Here is a 15911-nt window from a genome sequence, read left to right as displayed (position 1 = left end):
TTCGTTTCGCCCCATGCCGCGGGAGAGATCTCCTCACTCGACTATTTCAATCTGCTATGGGCGGGTATCGCAATACTGATTGCATTCATTGCCTTGCTGGTCTGTTTCGAATTACCACGCGGCGAGGAGGTTGTTCGCCATGGACGAGAGCCCCCGGCTGTCATGCAATGGCGCCATATCATGCTGTCGGGAGCCTAAATGCCCCGAGTTCGACAGGATCCATAATCATCGGCCTGGTTTGTTGAGAGAAATCCGTCCAACAGCGCGTCCGAAGGACCAGACCTGAGGGGAGCGATGATCGAGCAGACCCGCCATGCTGCCGTAAACAATGCGGTAACCAAACGTTCATAGAATTGCTCGATTCATCGTCGTGTGAGCATACAATTTGTTATCCTGTACTATTGGAGTCGGCACCGGTCATCTCGCGAAATGGCCCCTCGTTGACGTCATGCAGATTTTGTAGGTACGCCGTGCCCTACCCGAACTTAAGTACAACTCCAAACGGCTCGCGGCTGGTGGCATCCGACTCCGACGCCCGACGCGAGGCAGTCGGCGTGGAAGCGTCCATCGGAAACCTGTCCAATTTGAAGTCGCGCCTTTTGTCGGCACGCGAGTTGGATGGAATCCCGGCTGCGCCTTGGGATCTGCTGAGCGCCAATGCGCTGATGGAGAATCCGTTCTATGCGCGAGCCTATGTGAGGAGCGGACTGTCAACGCTCGATGCCGGGAACCGCATCTCCGCCTTCGCAGTCTGGTTCAACGAGAGAAAGCTGGTCGGACTCTTCCCGTTCCGAACGTTTTTCGGCACCGCCTGTGGCGCGCACAACATTTACCAGTTTAGTGGAGCGCCATTGGTGCATCGCGAACACGCCGAGGACGTCGTTCGCGCGTGGCTGCTGGAGATCGGCGCCGGCCGACTACCGGGTTGCTGGCAGCTTCCCGACCTGCAACTGGACGGCCGCCTTCACGATCTGATTTGCCGCGTGGCCCGCCAGCTTGGGCTTTCACTTGCCGTGTTCAACACCTACAGCCGACCGCAACTGACGAGGCTCCAGGGCGGCTTCGAGGCGCACCTCACTGAGGTGCTCGGCAAGTCGAGACGGAAGGAACTGGAGCGGTGCATCCGTCGACTTCGCGAAAAAGGTGAGCTTCGCCTTGAACGCGCCACCAAACCGGATGCTGTCCGGTCAGCGCTGGAAGCTTTCCTCGCGCTGGAGAACGCGGGCTGGAAGGGCAAAGCCGGCACGGCGTTTCTCGCGCACAGGGATGATGCAGGCTTTGCACGCGCCGCCTTTACAAGCGATGGCAACGGATGCGGCACGATCATAGATACGCTGCTTCTCGGCGATCGTCCCATCGCAATAAGCGTAAACATCACCAGCGGATCGACCCTGTTCACTCCAAAATGCACCTATTCCGAGCCTTTGCGAAGCTTCGCACCGGGGCTGGTGCTCGAGTATCTGGTCATTCAACGCTTTTACAGCGAGGGGGACTTTGCGCGCATGGACGCCGCTACGACGGCAGATGGCCACGTCATCCAGGGTCTTTGGAATGAGTCGGTACCGATGGGTACGCTTTATGTCGGCTCGGCGACTGAGACAGCGATCGCCGTGGGGTTTGCGCGTGCCAAGGCCGCGCTAAAACCAAGGGCGAAATGGCTGCGCGACTATTTTCGGGCCGCTTAGCGAGGCGTGCTGGAAAGCCCCTATCGAACGGTTAACGAGCGGTTAAGCATGGCCTTGAATAAGAACGCGGATCGAGGGCTGAAGGCTTATGATCAGTCCGACTTTGTGGCGGAGAAAATGGCGCGGACCGAACCCATGCCAGGTGATGCAAGGCGATGCAGATGAGCAATCTATCGAGAGGCCGGGTTCTCGTCGTCGGCGATGACATGCGCATTTTCCTGGCGGTTGCGCGCTCCCTGGGGCGAGCCGGTTACGCCGTTCATGCGGCGCCTTTCAACTGGCGCGCACCCGCCCTCGCATCCCGATACATTTCGCAGACGCACTTCCTGACGCGCTATTCCGATAACCCCGAAGCCTGGCTCGCGGAGATTAAGGCTGTTGTGACGCAAAACGACCTGCAGGTCGTTATTCCCTGCTGCGATCGCGCCATCCTGCCTCTCGACCGGCACCGCGCTGAACTTGGACCCGCAATTCTCGCTATACCGGGTCAGCGAGCCATGGAGACACTCTTTGACAAGGCGAAGACAAAGGCTCTCGCTGAAACGCTCGATATTCCTGTGTCGCCCGGAGAGCAGCTGACGTCCAGTCAATCGGCGTCCGAGCTGATCGCGCGATTCGGCTTGCCCGTGGTGATCAAGCCCAAGCGCTCCTACAGCATCGATCATCTTACCACCTGGGGCAGGGTGTATATCGCCGAAAGTCTTCAGGAGCTGACAACAATCCTGGCCTCCGTCAACGAGCCGGAGCGTTATCTCGTCGAAAAATACTTCAAGGGGGGCGTCGGCGTCGGCGTTTCCGTGCTGGCCCGCCGAGGCGAGATCATACAGGCATTTCAACACCGGCGACTTCGGGAAGGCTGGGGTGGATCAAGCTCGCTTCGGGTCAGCGAGGACTGCGATCCTGCGCTGCTTGAGGCAGCAACAAGGATTTGTGCCGCCATGCAGATCCATGGCGTGTGCATGTTCGAATTCCGCAGAAACGCGGCCGACGGGTCGTGGATACTTCTCGAAGTCAATGCCCGCCTCTGGGGATCTGTTCCATTGCCGGTCGGCATGGGGGTCGATTTCCCGCGCGCGCTCTGCGAACTGCTTCTTGATCGTCCGCTTTCCCTGCCCGTTCCGTACAAAGCCGGCGTGCGCAGTCGGAACACGGTGCTGGACGGCTGGAATCTTCTGAACGCCACCCGACATGGCCGGTTCGAGAACCTCCGCGCGGGCCTTTTAGCCTGGACGGATTACTTGGCCCAACCGATTTGGTGGGTCGTCGGCCGCGAGCATTCGGACAGCTTCACCCTCGATGATCCGGCTCCGGGTTTCGCTGAAATCTGGGATCTGCTCAAGCGCATTGCCCGCCGCGACTCATCCGAGCCGGACCGTCGACCGGGTGACAAATCCGCCACGGTGAGACTGGCCGGACTGATCCGGCCGGCCACCTGATGCTTATCGATACCGCCCAAACTTCCGGTACCACAGCGCCGACCACTGGTCTGGCGGCACGCTTGCGGCGGCTCACGCTATCGAACACCACTCTCGCCTTTGCCGACCAATGCGCGGTCAGCGGGCAGGCTTTCCTCACTTTGCTGCTTATGGGGGCTTTTGCCGATCTCGCCCAGGTCGGCGCGTTCGCGGTTGCCCTATCGATCATCGCCATCGCCCTGGCGATCCAGGACGCCGCCATCACCCGTCCTTATACGGTCCAGTTGCACACGCCAATCGGTTCGGTTCGGCGACATCTGATCGCGAGCCTGAGGCTCTCTCTGGTGCTCGCGGGGCTGGCCTTTGTTGCGGTGTTCGGGTTCGGCATCGCCATTATTGCCGTCGGCGGCTTGTCGGACGGGCAAGTCGTCATGGCGCTCGCTGTGGCCCTTCCCGGCGCGCTGCTGCGCGAATTCGGCCGGCGCGTCAGCTTTGCCCACGAGCGCAGCATCGAAGCGGTGCTGATCGATGCTCCTGTCGTTTGTCTCGGTCTCGCGGGTATCGTCGGCCTGGCGGTGACCGGCCAGCTGACCGCAACTACCGGACTCATCGTCCTGGCCGCGACGAATTTTGCAGCAGGTTTATGCTGGCTGGTAGCCAAGGGCCTGGGCCGGGCAGGCGGTAAAATACCTACCGCGCAGGTCGCGGCGTCCAGTTGGACTATGGGTCGCTGGCTCATTCTTTACCAGCTTGCCATGCAGGCGCAGAGCTATACCACGCACTGGCTTGCACTGCTTGTGCTCGGCGCCAGCGCAACGGGCGTCTATGCCGCGTGCCTGAGCATTGTCGCGTTTGCCAATCCGATGCTGTACGGGTTGTTCAATATCATGATCCCCAAATCGGCCAGGGTTTTCCGGCAAACCGGCAACCACGGCGTCATACGCCGCGCGCTTCGCGACGGCGCGGTCCTTGTCGGGCTGATGCTCGGCTTTTGCGTTCTCATTGCACTGTTCGGCCAAAAGGTCATGGCCGCGCTCTATCCCGCGGCTGGCGATACCCGGCACCTTCTGATCGTTATTGCCGTTGGTTCTCTGATGGCTGCAGCGGGGGCGCCAGCTGCAATAGCGCTCGCAAGCGCCAACAAGGCTGCGAATCTCGCTCTGGTCACATGCCTCACGGCGCTCATCAACCTTGCGATTATCCTGTTGCTGCTTCCCACAGGCGGTTTGTTGGGCGCGGCCTATGGCACCCTGATAGCCGAGTTTGTCGGGGCCGCCGGGAGATGGATCGCGTTGTATCATGCTGCCGGTCTCAGGCCGACCCACTCTGCCAACATCAAAACGGACCTGGTGCGCCATGCTTGATCAACTCTCGGACGCAATTGCGTCCTCCAATCTGCGCGTCGACTGCAATTCTCCAACGGTTGCGTCGGCTCTGGCGGCCACGCTGGATGTTCTCGAAGAATCCGGCGTTCCCTACGTCGTCCTGCACGGTTATGAGAAGTTTCCCGAGATTGGGGGCTCCGATGTAGACATCTGCATTGACAGCTCGGCCAGCGATCGCTGGGTGAGCAAGCTGCTCGAGGACAACGCCCACACCATCGGCGCCCGGGTGATCAGCTGCCACGACGGCGCGATCCTGCTCGCAGGTGAGACGTCACAGCGCCGGCCCTTTTTTCTAAAGCTCGACCTGGATCACGATTACGCTCTGAACGGGATGCGCATCGTTTCTGGCCGGCATGTCCTCGCGGCGCGCCAACGGCACGGAGCCTTCCATGTACCTTCACCGGCCCACCAGCTCGCAGGCTATCTTGCCACCTCGATCATGAAGGCAAAGCTCGATATTGCGCGCACGGAGCGTCTCTCCCGGCTCTATCAATCCGATCCCGTCGGCGCAGCTCGGGAGGTCGCCCGTCTCTGGCCCGATGCGGAGAAAGCGCTGCTGTTGCGGGCGCTTGCTGACAATCGCTGGGATGATGTTGTTGCCGCTACCTCGCAGTTACGCAACGACCTGATTGCCCGCCTGCGCCGAAAGGATCGTCGTGGTCAGTTGGCGCATGCGGTCAAGAAACTCGCGGATCGGCTCGGCCGGATCGTCAGGCCCAGAGGCCTGTCCGTCGTGGTGCTGGGTCCTGACGGCGCAGGCAAGTCCTCGGTCACCGATGCTGTTGGCGGATCTGATCTTCTGCCGATCTTTGACCGGTCGGTTTGCTGGGGGTTCGTGCCGCCGTTACACCGCTTGATCCGCCCCAACGAAGGCGCCAGCAGCCAGCCTCACGCACTCCCCGCGCGGTCGCTGGTCGGGTCGCTGATCAAGGCGGGATACTGGCTCGCCTTTTCGTTTCTATCGCATCCGCGCACCCACTTGATAAAGGCACGCAACGGGCTTGTACTTTACGATCGGCACTTCGTCGATATCCTGGTCGACGCAAAACGCTATCGCTACAATGGACCTGCTTGGGTTCTGAGGACGATCTGGTCGGTCATCCCCAAGCCGGATCTCATTGTATTCCTCAATGCTCCAGCCGAAACGATCTACAAACGAAAAAAGGAATTGCCTGTTGAGGAAATCGCCCGGCAATTGGCCGACTACAGGAAAATCGTGGCAGCGCTCCCCAATGGGGCCATCCTCGATACGAACAGGCCTCTTGCCGACGTCGTCGACGCGCTCAATCGCCTGATCCTCGTTCGCTACCTGAATCGCGGGACCGCCCCCGGCTAGGAATGTTTTGAAGTTGCGTTCTTCAGCCAAGGCCTGCTTTGTTGCAAACAACGCGCCAGCACTACTTTGCGGATGCTGAGCGGAGAGGCGGTCGAAGGGTTGAAAGCACCGCGAAGGCTGCCATCCCGATGTTCGGTGACGATGGCCAACGCCCCTTCCTGAGGGGACAGGATGGCGGGAGTCGTAAGAGTGATTTGCCCGACGGCGAAAGGGAAATCTTGCCCGACGACGGGTTATTTTGCCGCAGCCACGCGGATATCGGCAATATGCCCCATTTCAGCCGCGAGCCGCGCTTCCTCCTGCGTGGGCGGTCCTATATGAGAGGCTCACTCGACCGACGCAGGCGCGGACAGGCATTTCAACCGGGGCATGGCATGGTTAAGCGATTTACGACGGCCCGATCCACCGCGGAGATGCGGCGTCCCGCCATGGTGACGCTCGCGGCGATGGTCGCACTGACTGCGCTGACTGCCGACGCCGCGGCGAGACAGGCGCGCCCCGCGCTACCCACCGAGGCGACGGCGCCACGCGAGGCAGGCGAGCCGATCATGGCGATCGTGTCGATCAAGAGCCAGCAGGTCACGCTCTACGACGCCGACGGCTGGATTTTTCGCGCGCCGGTATCGACCGGGACCACTGGACGCGAGACGCCGGCCGGCGTCTTCGCCATCGTCGAGAAGAACAAGGAGCATCGCTCGAACATGTATGACGATGCCGAGATGCCGAACATGCAGCGCATTACCTGGAACGGCATCGCGCTGCACGGCGGGCCGCTGCCCGGATATGCGGCCTCGCACGGCTGCGTGCGGATGCCGTTTGGCTTCGCCGAGAAACTGTTCGACAAGACGCGGCTCGGAATGCGCGTGATCATCTCGCCTAACAACGCCGAGCCGGTCGAATTCTCCCATCCGGCGCTGCTGGTGCCGAAGGCGGAGGCCATCGCAGCCGCGCCGGCCAGGGCCGAGGCGCTGGCCAGCGAAGCGGCCGAGGCTGCAAGGGCGGCCGACGAGGCGAAGAAGGCCGCGGCGAAAGCGCCGCGCGAGACGGCGACCCTGACGGCGGCGCTGCGCAAGCTGGAGGGGCTCAAGGCCCGCGCCGACGCCGAGCTCGCCGGCGCCGACAAGGCGCTCGCCGCCGCGAAGACCGATGAGGCCAAGGCGCGGGCCGAGGACCTCAAGCAAAAAGCCGCCGCCAAATCCGCGGACATGGCAACGCAACTCGACGCGGCCAGGGTCGACGCGAAACCGAAGCTCGAAGCGGCCGCCGCCGCCAAGGACGCCGCCAAGGTGGCCGCGACGAGGAAGGCCGACACCGCCAAGGCGGCCAGCGAGGCGAAGCTCGCCCTCGAGCCGGTCTCGATCTACATCAGCCGCGCCACCCAGAAGCTGTACGTGCGGCGCAACACCCACAAGCCGGCGCCGGACGGCGGCGGCAAGGTATTTGATGCGACCATCGAGGTTCCCGTCACCATCCGCGATCCCGGCAAGCGGATCGGCACGCATGTGTTCACGGCGATGGCGCGCAACGAAACGGGCCTGCGCTGGAGCGCGGTCACGATCGACAACACCGACGATGCCAAGAGCGCAATCGACCGCATCGCCATCCCGCAGGCGGTGCTCGATCGAATCGCGCCGACCGCACTGCCGCGATCCTCGATCATCATCTCGGACGAACCGCTGAGCGTCGAGACCAACTACCGTACCGAATTCGTCGCGGTGCTGAGCCATCAGCCGCAAGGCGGCTTCATCACGCGCCCGCGCACGCCTCCGCTGGATATGCAGGTCGCGAGCGACGGCGACTTCCTGGGCTTCATGTTCCCGCGTAATCCGGAGCCCCAGCCCAGATATGCGCCCCCGCGTGGCGGCCAGTATTATCGCCAGGGGCCAATGGGCTGGCGGTAAGACGCCGCACGCGTCGCGCGTGGCAGTGGGGTTCCGGTCATTTTCAGAGCTTGCCGCCGGCATGGAGTTCGTATTGCCCTGATCACCGGGTATCGTTACGGGCGTCGGCAATGTCTCTAAGTGCCATGTCAAGGGCATGGGTCAATCCGCGGCGAGTTGCGGTATTTGATCTAGGTCAAGTCTGGCCGGAACCGGCCAACCATATATTCCCACGGGGAGCTATCCAATGGTGAAGGCTATTCGGAGGAAAGGGCGACCCGGCAAATTGGCTGCCGGGCGGGATATCGACCTCAACCCTATTGAACGGTCTCTGGTTGAGCAATCGTCCCAGGGTGCGATCCAGGCCGAACTCGCCGCCTTCGACACGATGGTAAAGGGCCCGCCTATGCTGAACGCCAACAGCGAGCCGGTGATCGCGATGCTGGACGGGGCATCTCCCGACGATGCGCGACGCTTACAGGAGTTTCTGACCGGCAAGAGAGTGAAGCCCTCGCAACAAGACGTCGACCAGCTTTCGAAGGACTGGCGGTCGGGCGCCTATCCCTACGCTGTGCGCATGCTCCGGAAGGACTACGAGGAACAGAAGTTCGTTCTGCAAACCGAGCTTTTGAAAATGCAGAACTGGATGAAAGAGACACGCCAGAGAATAGTGCTTCTCTTCGAAGGACGCGATGCCGCGGGCAAGGGTGGCGCAATCAAGCGATTCATGGAACATCTCAATCCGCGCGGCGCCCGTGTCGTTGCCCTCGAGAAGCCGAGCGAGGTTGAGCGGGGGCAATGGTATTTTCAGCGCTACGTTCAGCACCTGCCAACCGCTGGCGAAATTGTCCTGTTCGATCGCAGCTGGTACAATCGCGCGGGTGTCGAGCGCGTGATGGGGTTTTGCGCACCGAATGAGTATGAAGAGTTCCAGCGACAGGTTCCGGAGTTCGAACGCAACCTCGTTAGGAGCGGCATTCACCTCATCAAGTTCTGGTTCTCGGTCAGCCGTGACGAACAGCGACGACGATTCAAGGAGCGCGAGGGGCACCCGCTCAAGCAATGGAAGCTGTCACCCATCGATCTTGCCTCGCTCGACAAGTGGGACGACTACACCAAGGCCAAGGAGGCGATGTTCTTCCATACCGATACCGCCGATTGCCCCTGGATTGTCATCAAGTCTGACGACAAGAAACGGGCCAGATTGAACGCCATGCGCTATGTGCTGCATTCCATGCCCTACGCGGGAAAAGACGCCAAAAGGATAGGGCACGTGGATAATCTGCTGGTAGGCAGGGCGAACATCATTCACGAGCGCGAGGAGCACACGAATTGATTCCGCTCTTCGTCGAGGACGGCCGCTGGCATTTGTCTGTCCACAAGGTCGACCTTCGGCAGCAGCATCTGCCTTTGATTGACGCTCGTTGAAGTCATGAGAACACTTAAGGACGGACCCAATGTCCGTCCACGGTCATTCGCTTCGATTTGTGTCAGCGGGATGATGTCCGGTCAGGCGACCATCGCGAATCCCGATACTAAATCGTGCTCGCTGTGACCGCTCGACCGGTTCCTACAGATCCACCACCACGTAGTCGCTCTCCACCGATACCGCCAGGGTCTCCGCGACATACGGCCCCTTCACCACATTGGTGCCCGGTTCGACATTGACCGGATAGGACCTTGTGCGGAATTTCCTGGGGTCGCAGTACGACTGCCCGGTGCGGATGTCGAATTCCCAGCCATGCCAGGGGCAGCGCAGGATTTCACCTTGTCGCGTGTATTCGATCTCGCCGGGATCGGAAGACCGAGCCAAGCCGATCAACGGGCCTTCGCACAAGGCGGCACCCTGATGCGGGCAGCGATTCAGGAGGCCGAAGAACTCGCCCTTGATGTTGAAGATCGCGATCGGGCGCTCGTCGATGGTGAGGAATTTGCGCGTGCCCGGCGGCAACTCGTTCACCGGGGCAATGACGTGACGAACCATTATGCGAGACCGTACAGCTTCAGCGCGTTGGTCAGATAAAACGCCTCGCGGTTGGCGTCGCTGACGCCGGACGGCAGCACCCGCGACGGCTCGTCAAAGTCCCAATGCGGGTAGTCGGTGGCGAACAACAGCTTGTCCCAACCGATCCAGTCGATGACGTCGAACAGATGGTCGCGGCGCTCCGGATCTTCCATCGGCTGCGTGGTCCAGAAAATGTGGTCGCGGATATATTCCGACGGCTTGCGCTTGAGGTGCGGCACCTCGCCGTGCAGCTTTTCGAAGACCTTGTCGAGCCGCCACGACAGCGACGGCGCCCAGCCGAAGCCGGCCTCGATCATCACCATCTTCAGTTTCGGGTAGCGTTCGAACACCCCTTCCAGCACGATGCTGGCCAAGGCGGTCTGCTGGCATTGCGAATGGCCGACCATTTCCTCGATGTAAAAACTCGGCCAGCCGGAGGCGGTGATCGGATTGCCGCCGAAGCCGAAGGCGTGCACGCCGACGGGAAGCCCGGCTTCCTCGGCCGCCTCGTAGATCGGCCAGTAGCGGCGCTGGCCGAGCGGCTCGACATTGCGGCTGAGCAGCAGCACCTGAACGAAATTCCTGTCGCCCGCGCGGCGGCGGATTTCGGCGGCGGCGGACACGCCATCCTCGTTGGCGACGACGACCGAACCTTTCAGGCGGCTGTCCTGGCTGGTCCATTTGGCGATCTGCCAGTCGTTGATGGCAGTCGCGAGCGCCGTGGCCAGATCGTGATTACGCATGCCCTGTCCGGTGGCGCCGAGCGGATTGAGCACGCCGAGCGCCACATTGTAGGGATCGAGCAGTTGCTTCTGCATGAACGAAAGCGACGATCCCTGCTGGCCGCCTTCCGGCGGATAGGCATCGCGGCGCGACGCATTGGGCTGCGCCTTCGGATAGGGCGGGCCTTCCATCATGCCCTGATAGGGATGGACGCCCCAGGTTTCGAGATGGGCATGCCAGCGCTTCGCCAGGAACGGATACAATTCCTGCCTGGTCGCGCGCGCCGGATGGATGTCGCAATCGGCGATCGCGGTCTTGACCTCAACGGAGGAACCGGGTGCCGGACGGTCGCGGAACTGGACGTTCATGGCGTTGTCTCCTTCTTAGTGGGCATGATCCTATCCGAAACCGGATTCCACTTTTTCGGGATCACGCCGCCACCGGCAGTTTCAAACGCGGGTAAGTCGCGTGCGGGTTATCGATCATGATCTTGCGCACGAGATCCGGCGATATCCCCGCGGGCAGCACCTGGTCGCCTTCGAATTGCCAGTGCGGATAGTCGGTCGAGAATAGGAGCAATTCATCCGATTGCATATGGTCAAACAGTCGATGGAGGATCGCCGGATCCGGCGGCGCGTCGATCGGCTGCAGCGAAAACCGGATGTTGCTGCGCACAATTTCCTGGGGCGAGCGGTCCACCCACGGCGTTTCCATACGAACGCCGCGCCAGAATTTGTGCAGCCGCCACAGATAGGACGGCAGCCAGCTCCAGCCGGATTCCAGCATCACCATTTTCAGGTTCGGATGCCGCGCGAAGACGCCCTCGACGATCAGGCTGGTCAGTTGGGTCTGGAACGCCTGCGCCTGGGCGACGTAATCCTCGATGTGATAGGAACCCCAGCCGACCGAGGTCGGCGGGTTGTGGTAGGCGCTGCCGGCATGGATGCCGATCGGCAGGCCATGCTTCTCAGCCGCGGCGTAGATCGGCCAGTAGGCGCGTTTGCCGAGCGGCATGTCACCCATCACAAGCATCAGCACCTGGACGAAGCGCGAATCTTTCGCACAGCGCTCGATCTCCGCCACCGACTTCTCGACGCTCTGCACGGGTATCACGATCGAGCCGCGCAGCCGCGGTTCCTGGTCGAGCCATTCCCTGGCCAGCCAGTCGTTGAGCGCGCGGCAGAATGCATCCGCCATGTCCTCGGAAAACACCATCTGCACGCCGTACAGGGGATTGCAGATGCCCTGGCTGACGCCGAAGCGGTCGAGCGCCTGCGTCTTCATGTCCTCAAGACTGGATCCCGGCTTGCCCTGCGCAGGCCGCCAGTCCGGCCGCGAAGAGATCGGCGAATTGGTCGGATAGGATTGCGATACGAGGTCCGTCATGCCCCGCGTCGTCACCTGGTCGCGCCAGTAATCGTCGAGGTAGGGCAACAGGCTGGTCAGATGAGGAACGGCCGGATGCAGATCGCAATCCACGCCGCCCGCGAGCGGTGACGTCATGACTTCTGGTTTCCTCTTGGCTCGTGGCGCCCATCGGATTCGGCGTTGGCTCGCTGAATCCCTGCGCAGCATAAAGTGCGCGCGGGGCCCCGTCCATCGGCGGAGCCGGCGGCCGGCGAGTCGGCAGCCATGCAATCCTGTGCTAGGAGATCGGCAGGACGCTGCTGAAGCCCATCCCGCGCCAGAATTGAGAGCCGAATGAAAGACCTTGTCCCAATCGCCGAAAAAATCGCCGCCCGACTGATCGAACGGAAGCAGACCATCGCGGTCGCGGAATCCTCGACCGGCGGGCTGATTTCCGCAAGCCTGCTCGCGGTGCCCGGCGCTTCGGCGTATTTCCTCGGCGGCGGCGTGGTCTACACCCGCGACGCCCGGCGGCTGTTGATGGATATTCCCGACGAGGCGATGAAGGGCATCCGTTCGGCGTCCGAGCCTTACGCCAAATTGCTGGCGAGCCAGATTCGCACGCGCTTCGGCACCGACTGGGGCCTGTCCGAAACCGGCGCCACCGGCCCCACCGGCAACCGCTACGGCGACGCCGCCGGCCACAGCTGCATGGGACTCGCCGGCCCGGAGAATGCGGTGATCACGCTGGAGACCGGCAGCGCCGACCGGCTCGCCAACATGCACAGCTTTGCGAGCGCGGCGCTAAATTTGCTGCTGCGGAATTTGTCGCGGTGAGTCGTCGTCCCCGCGAACGCGGGGACCCATACGCCGTGACGGTTCGATTGAAGAAGGCTGTTGGAAGACTTTCGCCAACAATTGGCGACGGTGGTTATGGGTCCCTGCGTTCGCAGGGACGACTAGATCACCGCTCCCGGAACGAGCGCATCAATTGATCGCTCAGCGGCTTCATCAGATACGACAGCAGGGTGCGGTCGCCGGTCTGGACGAAGGCTTCGACCGGCATGCCCGGGATCAGCTTGACCTCGCCGAGGCGAGCGACTTCGGCCGGCGCCATCGAGACGCGGATGGTGTAGTGGCTCTGGCCGGTGCGCTGGTCGGTGGTGACGTCGGGCGAGACGCGCGACACCACGCCGTTCAGTTCCGGCGTGGTGCGCTGATTCAGCGCCGACAGCCGCAGCACCGTCTTCTGGCCGATCTGCAGCTTGTCGATGTCCTGCGGATTGACCTTGGCCTCGACCGAGAGATCGTCGGCCTGCGGCACGATCATCATGATGGCGTCGCCGGCGGTGATTACGCCGCCGACGGTGTGAACGGTGGATTGCAGCACCATGCCGTCCTGCGGGGCGCGGATGTCGACCCGGCGCAGCTGGTCCTCGGCCGTCACCTTGCGCTCGACGAATTCGCCGATCTTGTCGTTGGTCTCGCGCAGGTCTTTTGAAACTTCGCTGACCAGATCCTTGTCGACCTGGATGATCTGCAACTCGGTTTCGGTGATCTTGCCGCGGGCCTGCGCCCTTGCGGCGATGTATTGCGCCCGTTCGCCGGACAGCCGTGCGGCGTCGCGCTCCAGCACGGTCAGGCGCGAGAGCTGAACCAGGCGCTGCTCGAACAGCGAGCGAACCCCGACCAGTTCCTTTTCGACCAGCACGATTTCCTTGTCCTTGGCCTGCTCCTGGGCGGCCAGGCCCGCGATCTCTTCCTTGAGCTGGGCGACGCGCTCGCGCAGCTGCGACTTCTGTCCGGCGCGTCCGGTGGTGCGGACCTCGAACAGCTTGCTTTCGCTGGCCATGACGTTCTGGACGTCGGGATCGTTGGGGCGGTCGAGCAGCATCGCAGGGAACGTGATCTGGTCGAGGCCGCGCTGTTCGGCCTCCAGCCGCGCCGCCCGCGCCCAGAGCCCGTTGAGCGCCTTGTTGACGATGGCGAGGCCGGCCTTGGTGACGGTGTCGTCGAGCCGCACCACGATGTCGCCGGCCTTTACCGACATGCCGTCGCGGGCGCGCACCTCGCCGACCACGCCGCCGGTCGGGTGCTGCACTTTCTTGACGTTGGATTCGACCACGATCTGTCCCGGCGCGATCAGCGCGCCCGAGATCTGCGCCGTCGATGCCCAGGTACCCAGTCCGCCCACCAGAAGCAGGATGACGGAGAGGCCGATGATCATGTGCAGCCGGATCGACGCTTGCGAACCACGCTTCGGCTTGTCCGTCATGATTTGGCAACTCCCCCTTCGGAGACGATCTTGATCGGCGACGGCGGCGCGACGCGCGGCTGCAGCACCTGGCCCAGCACGGTTTCCTTCGGGCCGAAGGCCTGCATGCGGCCGTCCTTCAGCACCAGCAGCATGTCGACCGCCTCGATTCCGATCGGCCGGTGCGCGACCACCACCACGATGGCGCCGCGCTCGCGCGAGGCGCGGACTGCCCGGCTCAAGGCCTCGTCGCCCTCGGTATCGAGGTTGGAGTTCGGCTCATCGAGCACGATCAGGAACGGATCGCCATACAGCGCCCGCGCCAGCGCCACGCGCTGCGCCTGACCGGCGGAGAGCGCGGTGCCCTGCTCGCCAATCTGGGTGTCGTAGCCTTCGCGCATCTTGATGATCATGTCGTGGACGCCGGCTTCCTTGGCGGCCTTGATGATGGTGTCGGAGGTGGCTTCGGGATCGTAGCGGCAGATGTTCTGCGCGACCGAGCCTGCGAATAGTTCAACATCCTGCGGCAGATAGCCGATGTGGCGGCCGATCACGTCGCTCGACCACTGGTCGAGTGCCGCGCCATCGAGTCGCACCTTGCCGCGCACCGGTTGCCAGACCCCGACCAGCGCGCGGATCAGCGACGACTTGCCCGATCCGCTCGGCCCGATCACGCCGAGGCCGTTGCCGGCTTCCAGCGCAAAGGTCACGTCCTGTACGATGATCTTCTGATCGCCAGGGGGCACGATGCTGACGCCCTCGACCGACAGCCGCTTCGACGGGCTCTGCAACAGGGTCTGCTCGGCCTGCGCCGGCAGCGCTTCCAGCAGCTTGTTGAGGCGGTGCCAGCTCTGCCGCGCGGCCACGAAGCCCTTCCAGTGCGCAATCGCGAGATCGACCGGCGCCAGTGCCCGCGCGCTCAGGATCGAGCCCGCGATGATGACGCCGGCAGTGGCTTCCTGGTTGATCACGAGATAGGCGCCGACCGCGAGCACCGCCGACTGCAGCACCATGCGCATCACCTTGGCGATGGCGCCGAGACCTCCCGCAACGTCGCTCGCGCGCTGGTTGCCGGCGAGATATTTTTCGTTGGCCTCGCTCCAGCGTTTTGTCAATCGGCTGGACATGCCCATCGCCACCAGCACTTCGGCGTTGCGCCGGCTGGTGGCGGCCAGATCGTTGCGGCGCGACGCCAGGCCCATGGCCTCGCGCGCCGGTGCCCGCGACATGAATTCGGTGATGATGGTGAGCGTAACCAGGATGATGGCGCCGACCAGCGCGGTCACGCCGATCAGGGTGTGGAACATGAAACAGATCGCCAGATAGAACGGCAGCCACGGCAGGTCGAAAAACGCGCCCGGCCCCATGCTGGACAGGAATGAGCGGACGTTATCGAGATCGCGCAGCGGCTGCAGGCCCTCATTGCGGCCGCCTACCATCAGCGGCAGGCGCACTACGGTGTCGAACACCCGGGCATTGAGCGCTTCATCGAGCGAGGTGCCGATGCGGACCAGCACGCGGCCGCGGATCAGGTCGAGAATGCCCTGGGCTACGTACAATCCACCGGCCAGGATCACGAGGCCGACCAGCGTCGGGATGCTGCGGCTCGGCAGGACCCGGTCGTAGACCTCCAGCATGAAGATCGAGCCGGTCAGATAAAGCAGATTGATCATGCAACTCATGAGGCCGACGCCGATGAAGGCGTTGCGGCAGGCGCGCAACGCATCACCGAGTTCGGAACGCCGGACACCGGGGGCGGCTGCCATCGAATCTGATCTCTTCACGAGGGGTGCAATGGCCTCAGTTCTACCGATGTTTGCGGCCAGCGTCCATGTAGCTCGCGTTAACCTAAACGTATCGGCATACTCGCGCGGGGGTGGC

Annotated in this window: 14 protein-coding genes; 8 read left to right on the top strand and 6 right to left on the bottom strand. The window is 62.7% G+C overall.

Annotation, left to right across the window (positions count from 1 at the left end):
• The 5 genes from Q8N40_RS24315 to Q8N40_RS24295 all read left to right on the top strand — a co-directional run.
• Nucleotides 1–198 (top strand): hypothetical protein (locus Q8N40_RS24315; RefSeq protein WP_305713614.1); only part of this gene is annotated, 198 nt, incomplete at its 5' end.
• A gap of 356 nt (nucleotides 199–554) precedes the next feature.
• Entirely contained in the window at nucleotides 555–1685 is a 1131-nt protein-coding gene (locus Q8N40_RS24310) for a GNAT family N-acetyltransferase (RefSeq protein ID WP_305713613.1), read from the top strand.
• Between the two features lie 161 nt (nucleotides 1686–1846).
• The gene (locus tag Q8N40_RS24305) at nucleotides 1847–3121 is read left to right on the top strand and encodes an ATP-grasp domain-containing protein (protein WP_305713612.1); all 1275 of its coding nucleotides are present in this window, start codon (nucleotides 1847–1849) and stop codon (nucleotides 3119–3121) included.
• Nucleotides 3121–4464: a polysaccharide biosynthesis C-terminal domain-containing protein gene (locus Q8N40_RS24300; protein WP_305713611.1), complete on the top strand. Its 1344-nt coding sequence runs from the start codon at nucleotides 3121–3123 to the stop codon at nucleotides 4462–4464. The genes Q8N40_RS24305 and Q8N40_RS24300 overlap by 1 nt, the downstream gene beginning before the upstream one ends.
• Nucleotides 4457–5821: a hypothetical protein gene (locus Q8N40_RS24295; protein ID WP_305713610.1), complete on the top strand. Its 1365-nt coding sequence runs from the start codon at nucleotides 4457–4459 to the stop codon at nucleotides 5819–5821. The genes Q8N40_RS24300 and Q8N40_RS24295 overlap by 8 nt, the downstream gene beginning before the upstream one ends.
• On the opposite strand, the gene Q8N40_RS24290 is transcribed toward Q8N40_RS24295, so the two are convergent.
• Nucleotides 5818–5970, bottom strand: a complete 153-nt coding sequence (locus Q8N40_RS24290) for a hypothetical protein (protein WP_305713609.1) — start codon at nucleotides 5968–5970, stop codon at nucleotides 5818–5820. The two genes, Q8N40_RS24295 and Q8N40_RS24290, sit on opposite strands and share 4 nt — an antisense overlap.
• 225 nt (nucleotides 5971–6195) lie before the next feature.
• Between Q8N40_RS24290 and Q8N40_RS24285 the strand changes: the two genes are divergently transcribed.
• Complete coding sequence (locus Q8N40_RS24285) at nucleotides 6196–7722, top strand: L,D-transpeptidase (RefSeq protein WP_305713608.1); 1527 nt, start codon at nucleotides 6196–6198, stop codon at nucleotides 7720–7722.
• A gap of 226 nt (nucleotides 7723–7948) precedes the next feature.
• Nucleotides 7949–9037, top strand: a complete 1089-nt coding sequence (gene ppk2 / locus Q8N40_RS24280) for a polyphosphate kinase 2 (RefSeq protein ID WP_305319442.1) — start codon at nucleotides 7949–7951, stop codon at nucleotides 9035–9037.
• A 234-nt stretch (nucleotides 9038–9271) separates the two neighbouring features.
• Here ppk2 and Q8N40_RS24275 read toward each other — a convergent pair whose 3' ends face one another.
• From Q8N40_RS24275 to Q8N40_RS24265, 3 genes are all read right to left on the bottom strand, one after another.
• Nucleotides 9272–9685, bottom strand: coding sequence for a Rieske (2Fe-2S) protein (locus tag Q8N40_RS24275; RefSeq protein ID WP_305319441.1), 414 nt, complete (start codon nucleotides 9683–9685; stop codon nucleotides 9272–9274).
• Complete coding sequence (locus Q8N40_RS24270) at nucleotides 9685–10797, bottom strand: amidohydrolase family protein (RefSeq protein ID WP_305319440.1); 1113 nt, start codon at nucleotides 10795–10797, stop codon at nucleotides 9685–9687. Before Q8N40_RS24270 ends, Q8N40_RS24275 begins: the two co-directional genes overlap by 1 nt.
• 61 nt (nucleotides 10798–10858) lie before the next feature.
• Nucleotides 10859–11932, bottom strand: a complete 1074-nt coding sequence (locus Q8N40_RS24265) for an amidohydrolase family protein (RefSeq protein WP_305319439.1) — start codon at nucleotides 11930–11932, stop codon at nucleotides 10859–10861.
• Between the two features lie 198 nt (nucleotides 11933–12130).
• Between Q8N40_RS24265 and Q8N40_RS24260 the strand changes: the two genes are divergently transcribed.
• Complete coding sequence (locus Q8N40_RS24260) at nucleotides 12131–12613, top strand: CinA family protein (RefSeq protein ID WP_305319438.1); 483 nt, start codon at nucleotides 12131–12133, stop codon at nucleotides 12611–12613.
• A 127-nt stretch (nucleotides 12614–12740) separates the two neighbouring features.
• Here the strand turns inward: Q8N40_RS24260 and Q8N40_RS24255 are convergent, their stop codons facing one another.
• Both Q8N40_RS24255 and Q8N40_RS24250 read right to left on the bottom strand, forming a co-directional pair.
• Nucleotides 12741–14051 (bottom strand): HlyD family type I secretion periplasmic adaptor subunit, encoded by a 1311-nt coding sequence (locus Q8N40_RS24255; RefSeq protein WP_305319437.1) that lies wholly within the window; start codon nucleotides 14049–14051, stop codon nucleotides 12741–12743.
• On the bottom strand, nucleotides 14048–15796 hold the full coding sequence (locus tag Q8N40_RS24250) for a type I secretion system permease/ATPase (protein ID WP_305319436.1): 1749 nt from the start codon (nucleotides 15794–15796) through the stop codon (nucleotides 14048–14050). Before Q8N40_RS24250 ends, Q8N40_RS24255 begins: the two co-directional genes overlap by 4 nt.
• Between the last annotated feature and the right edge of the window lie 115 nt (nucleotides 15797–15911).

This window comes from Bradyrhizobium sp. (assembly GCF_030693485.1).
In the GTDB taxonomy this organism is placed as follows: Bacteria; Pseudomonadota; Alphaproteobacteria; order Rhizobiales; family Xanthobacteraceae; genus Bradyrhizobium.
Note: the sequence above shows the minus strand (reverse complement) of the source record. Positions and strands in the feature narration are given on the sequence as shown.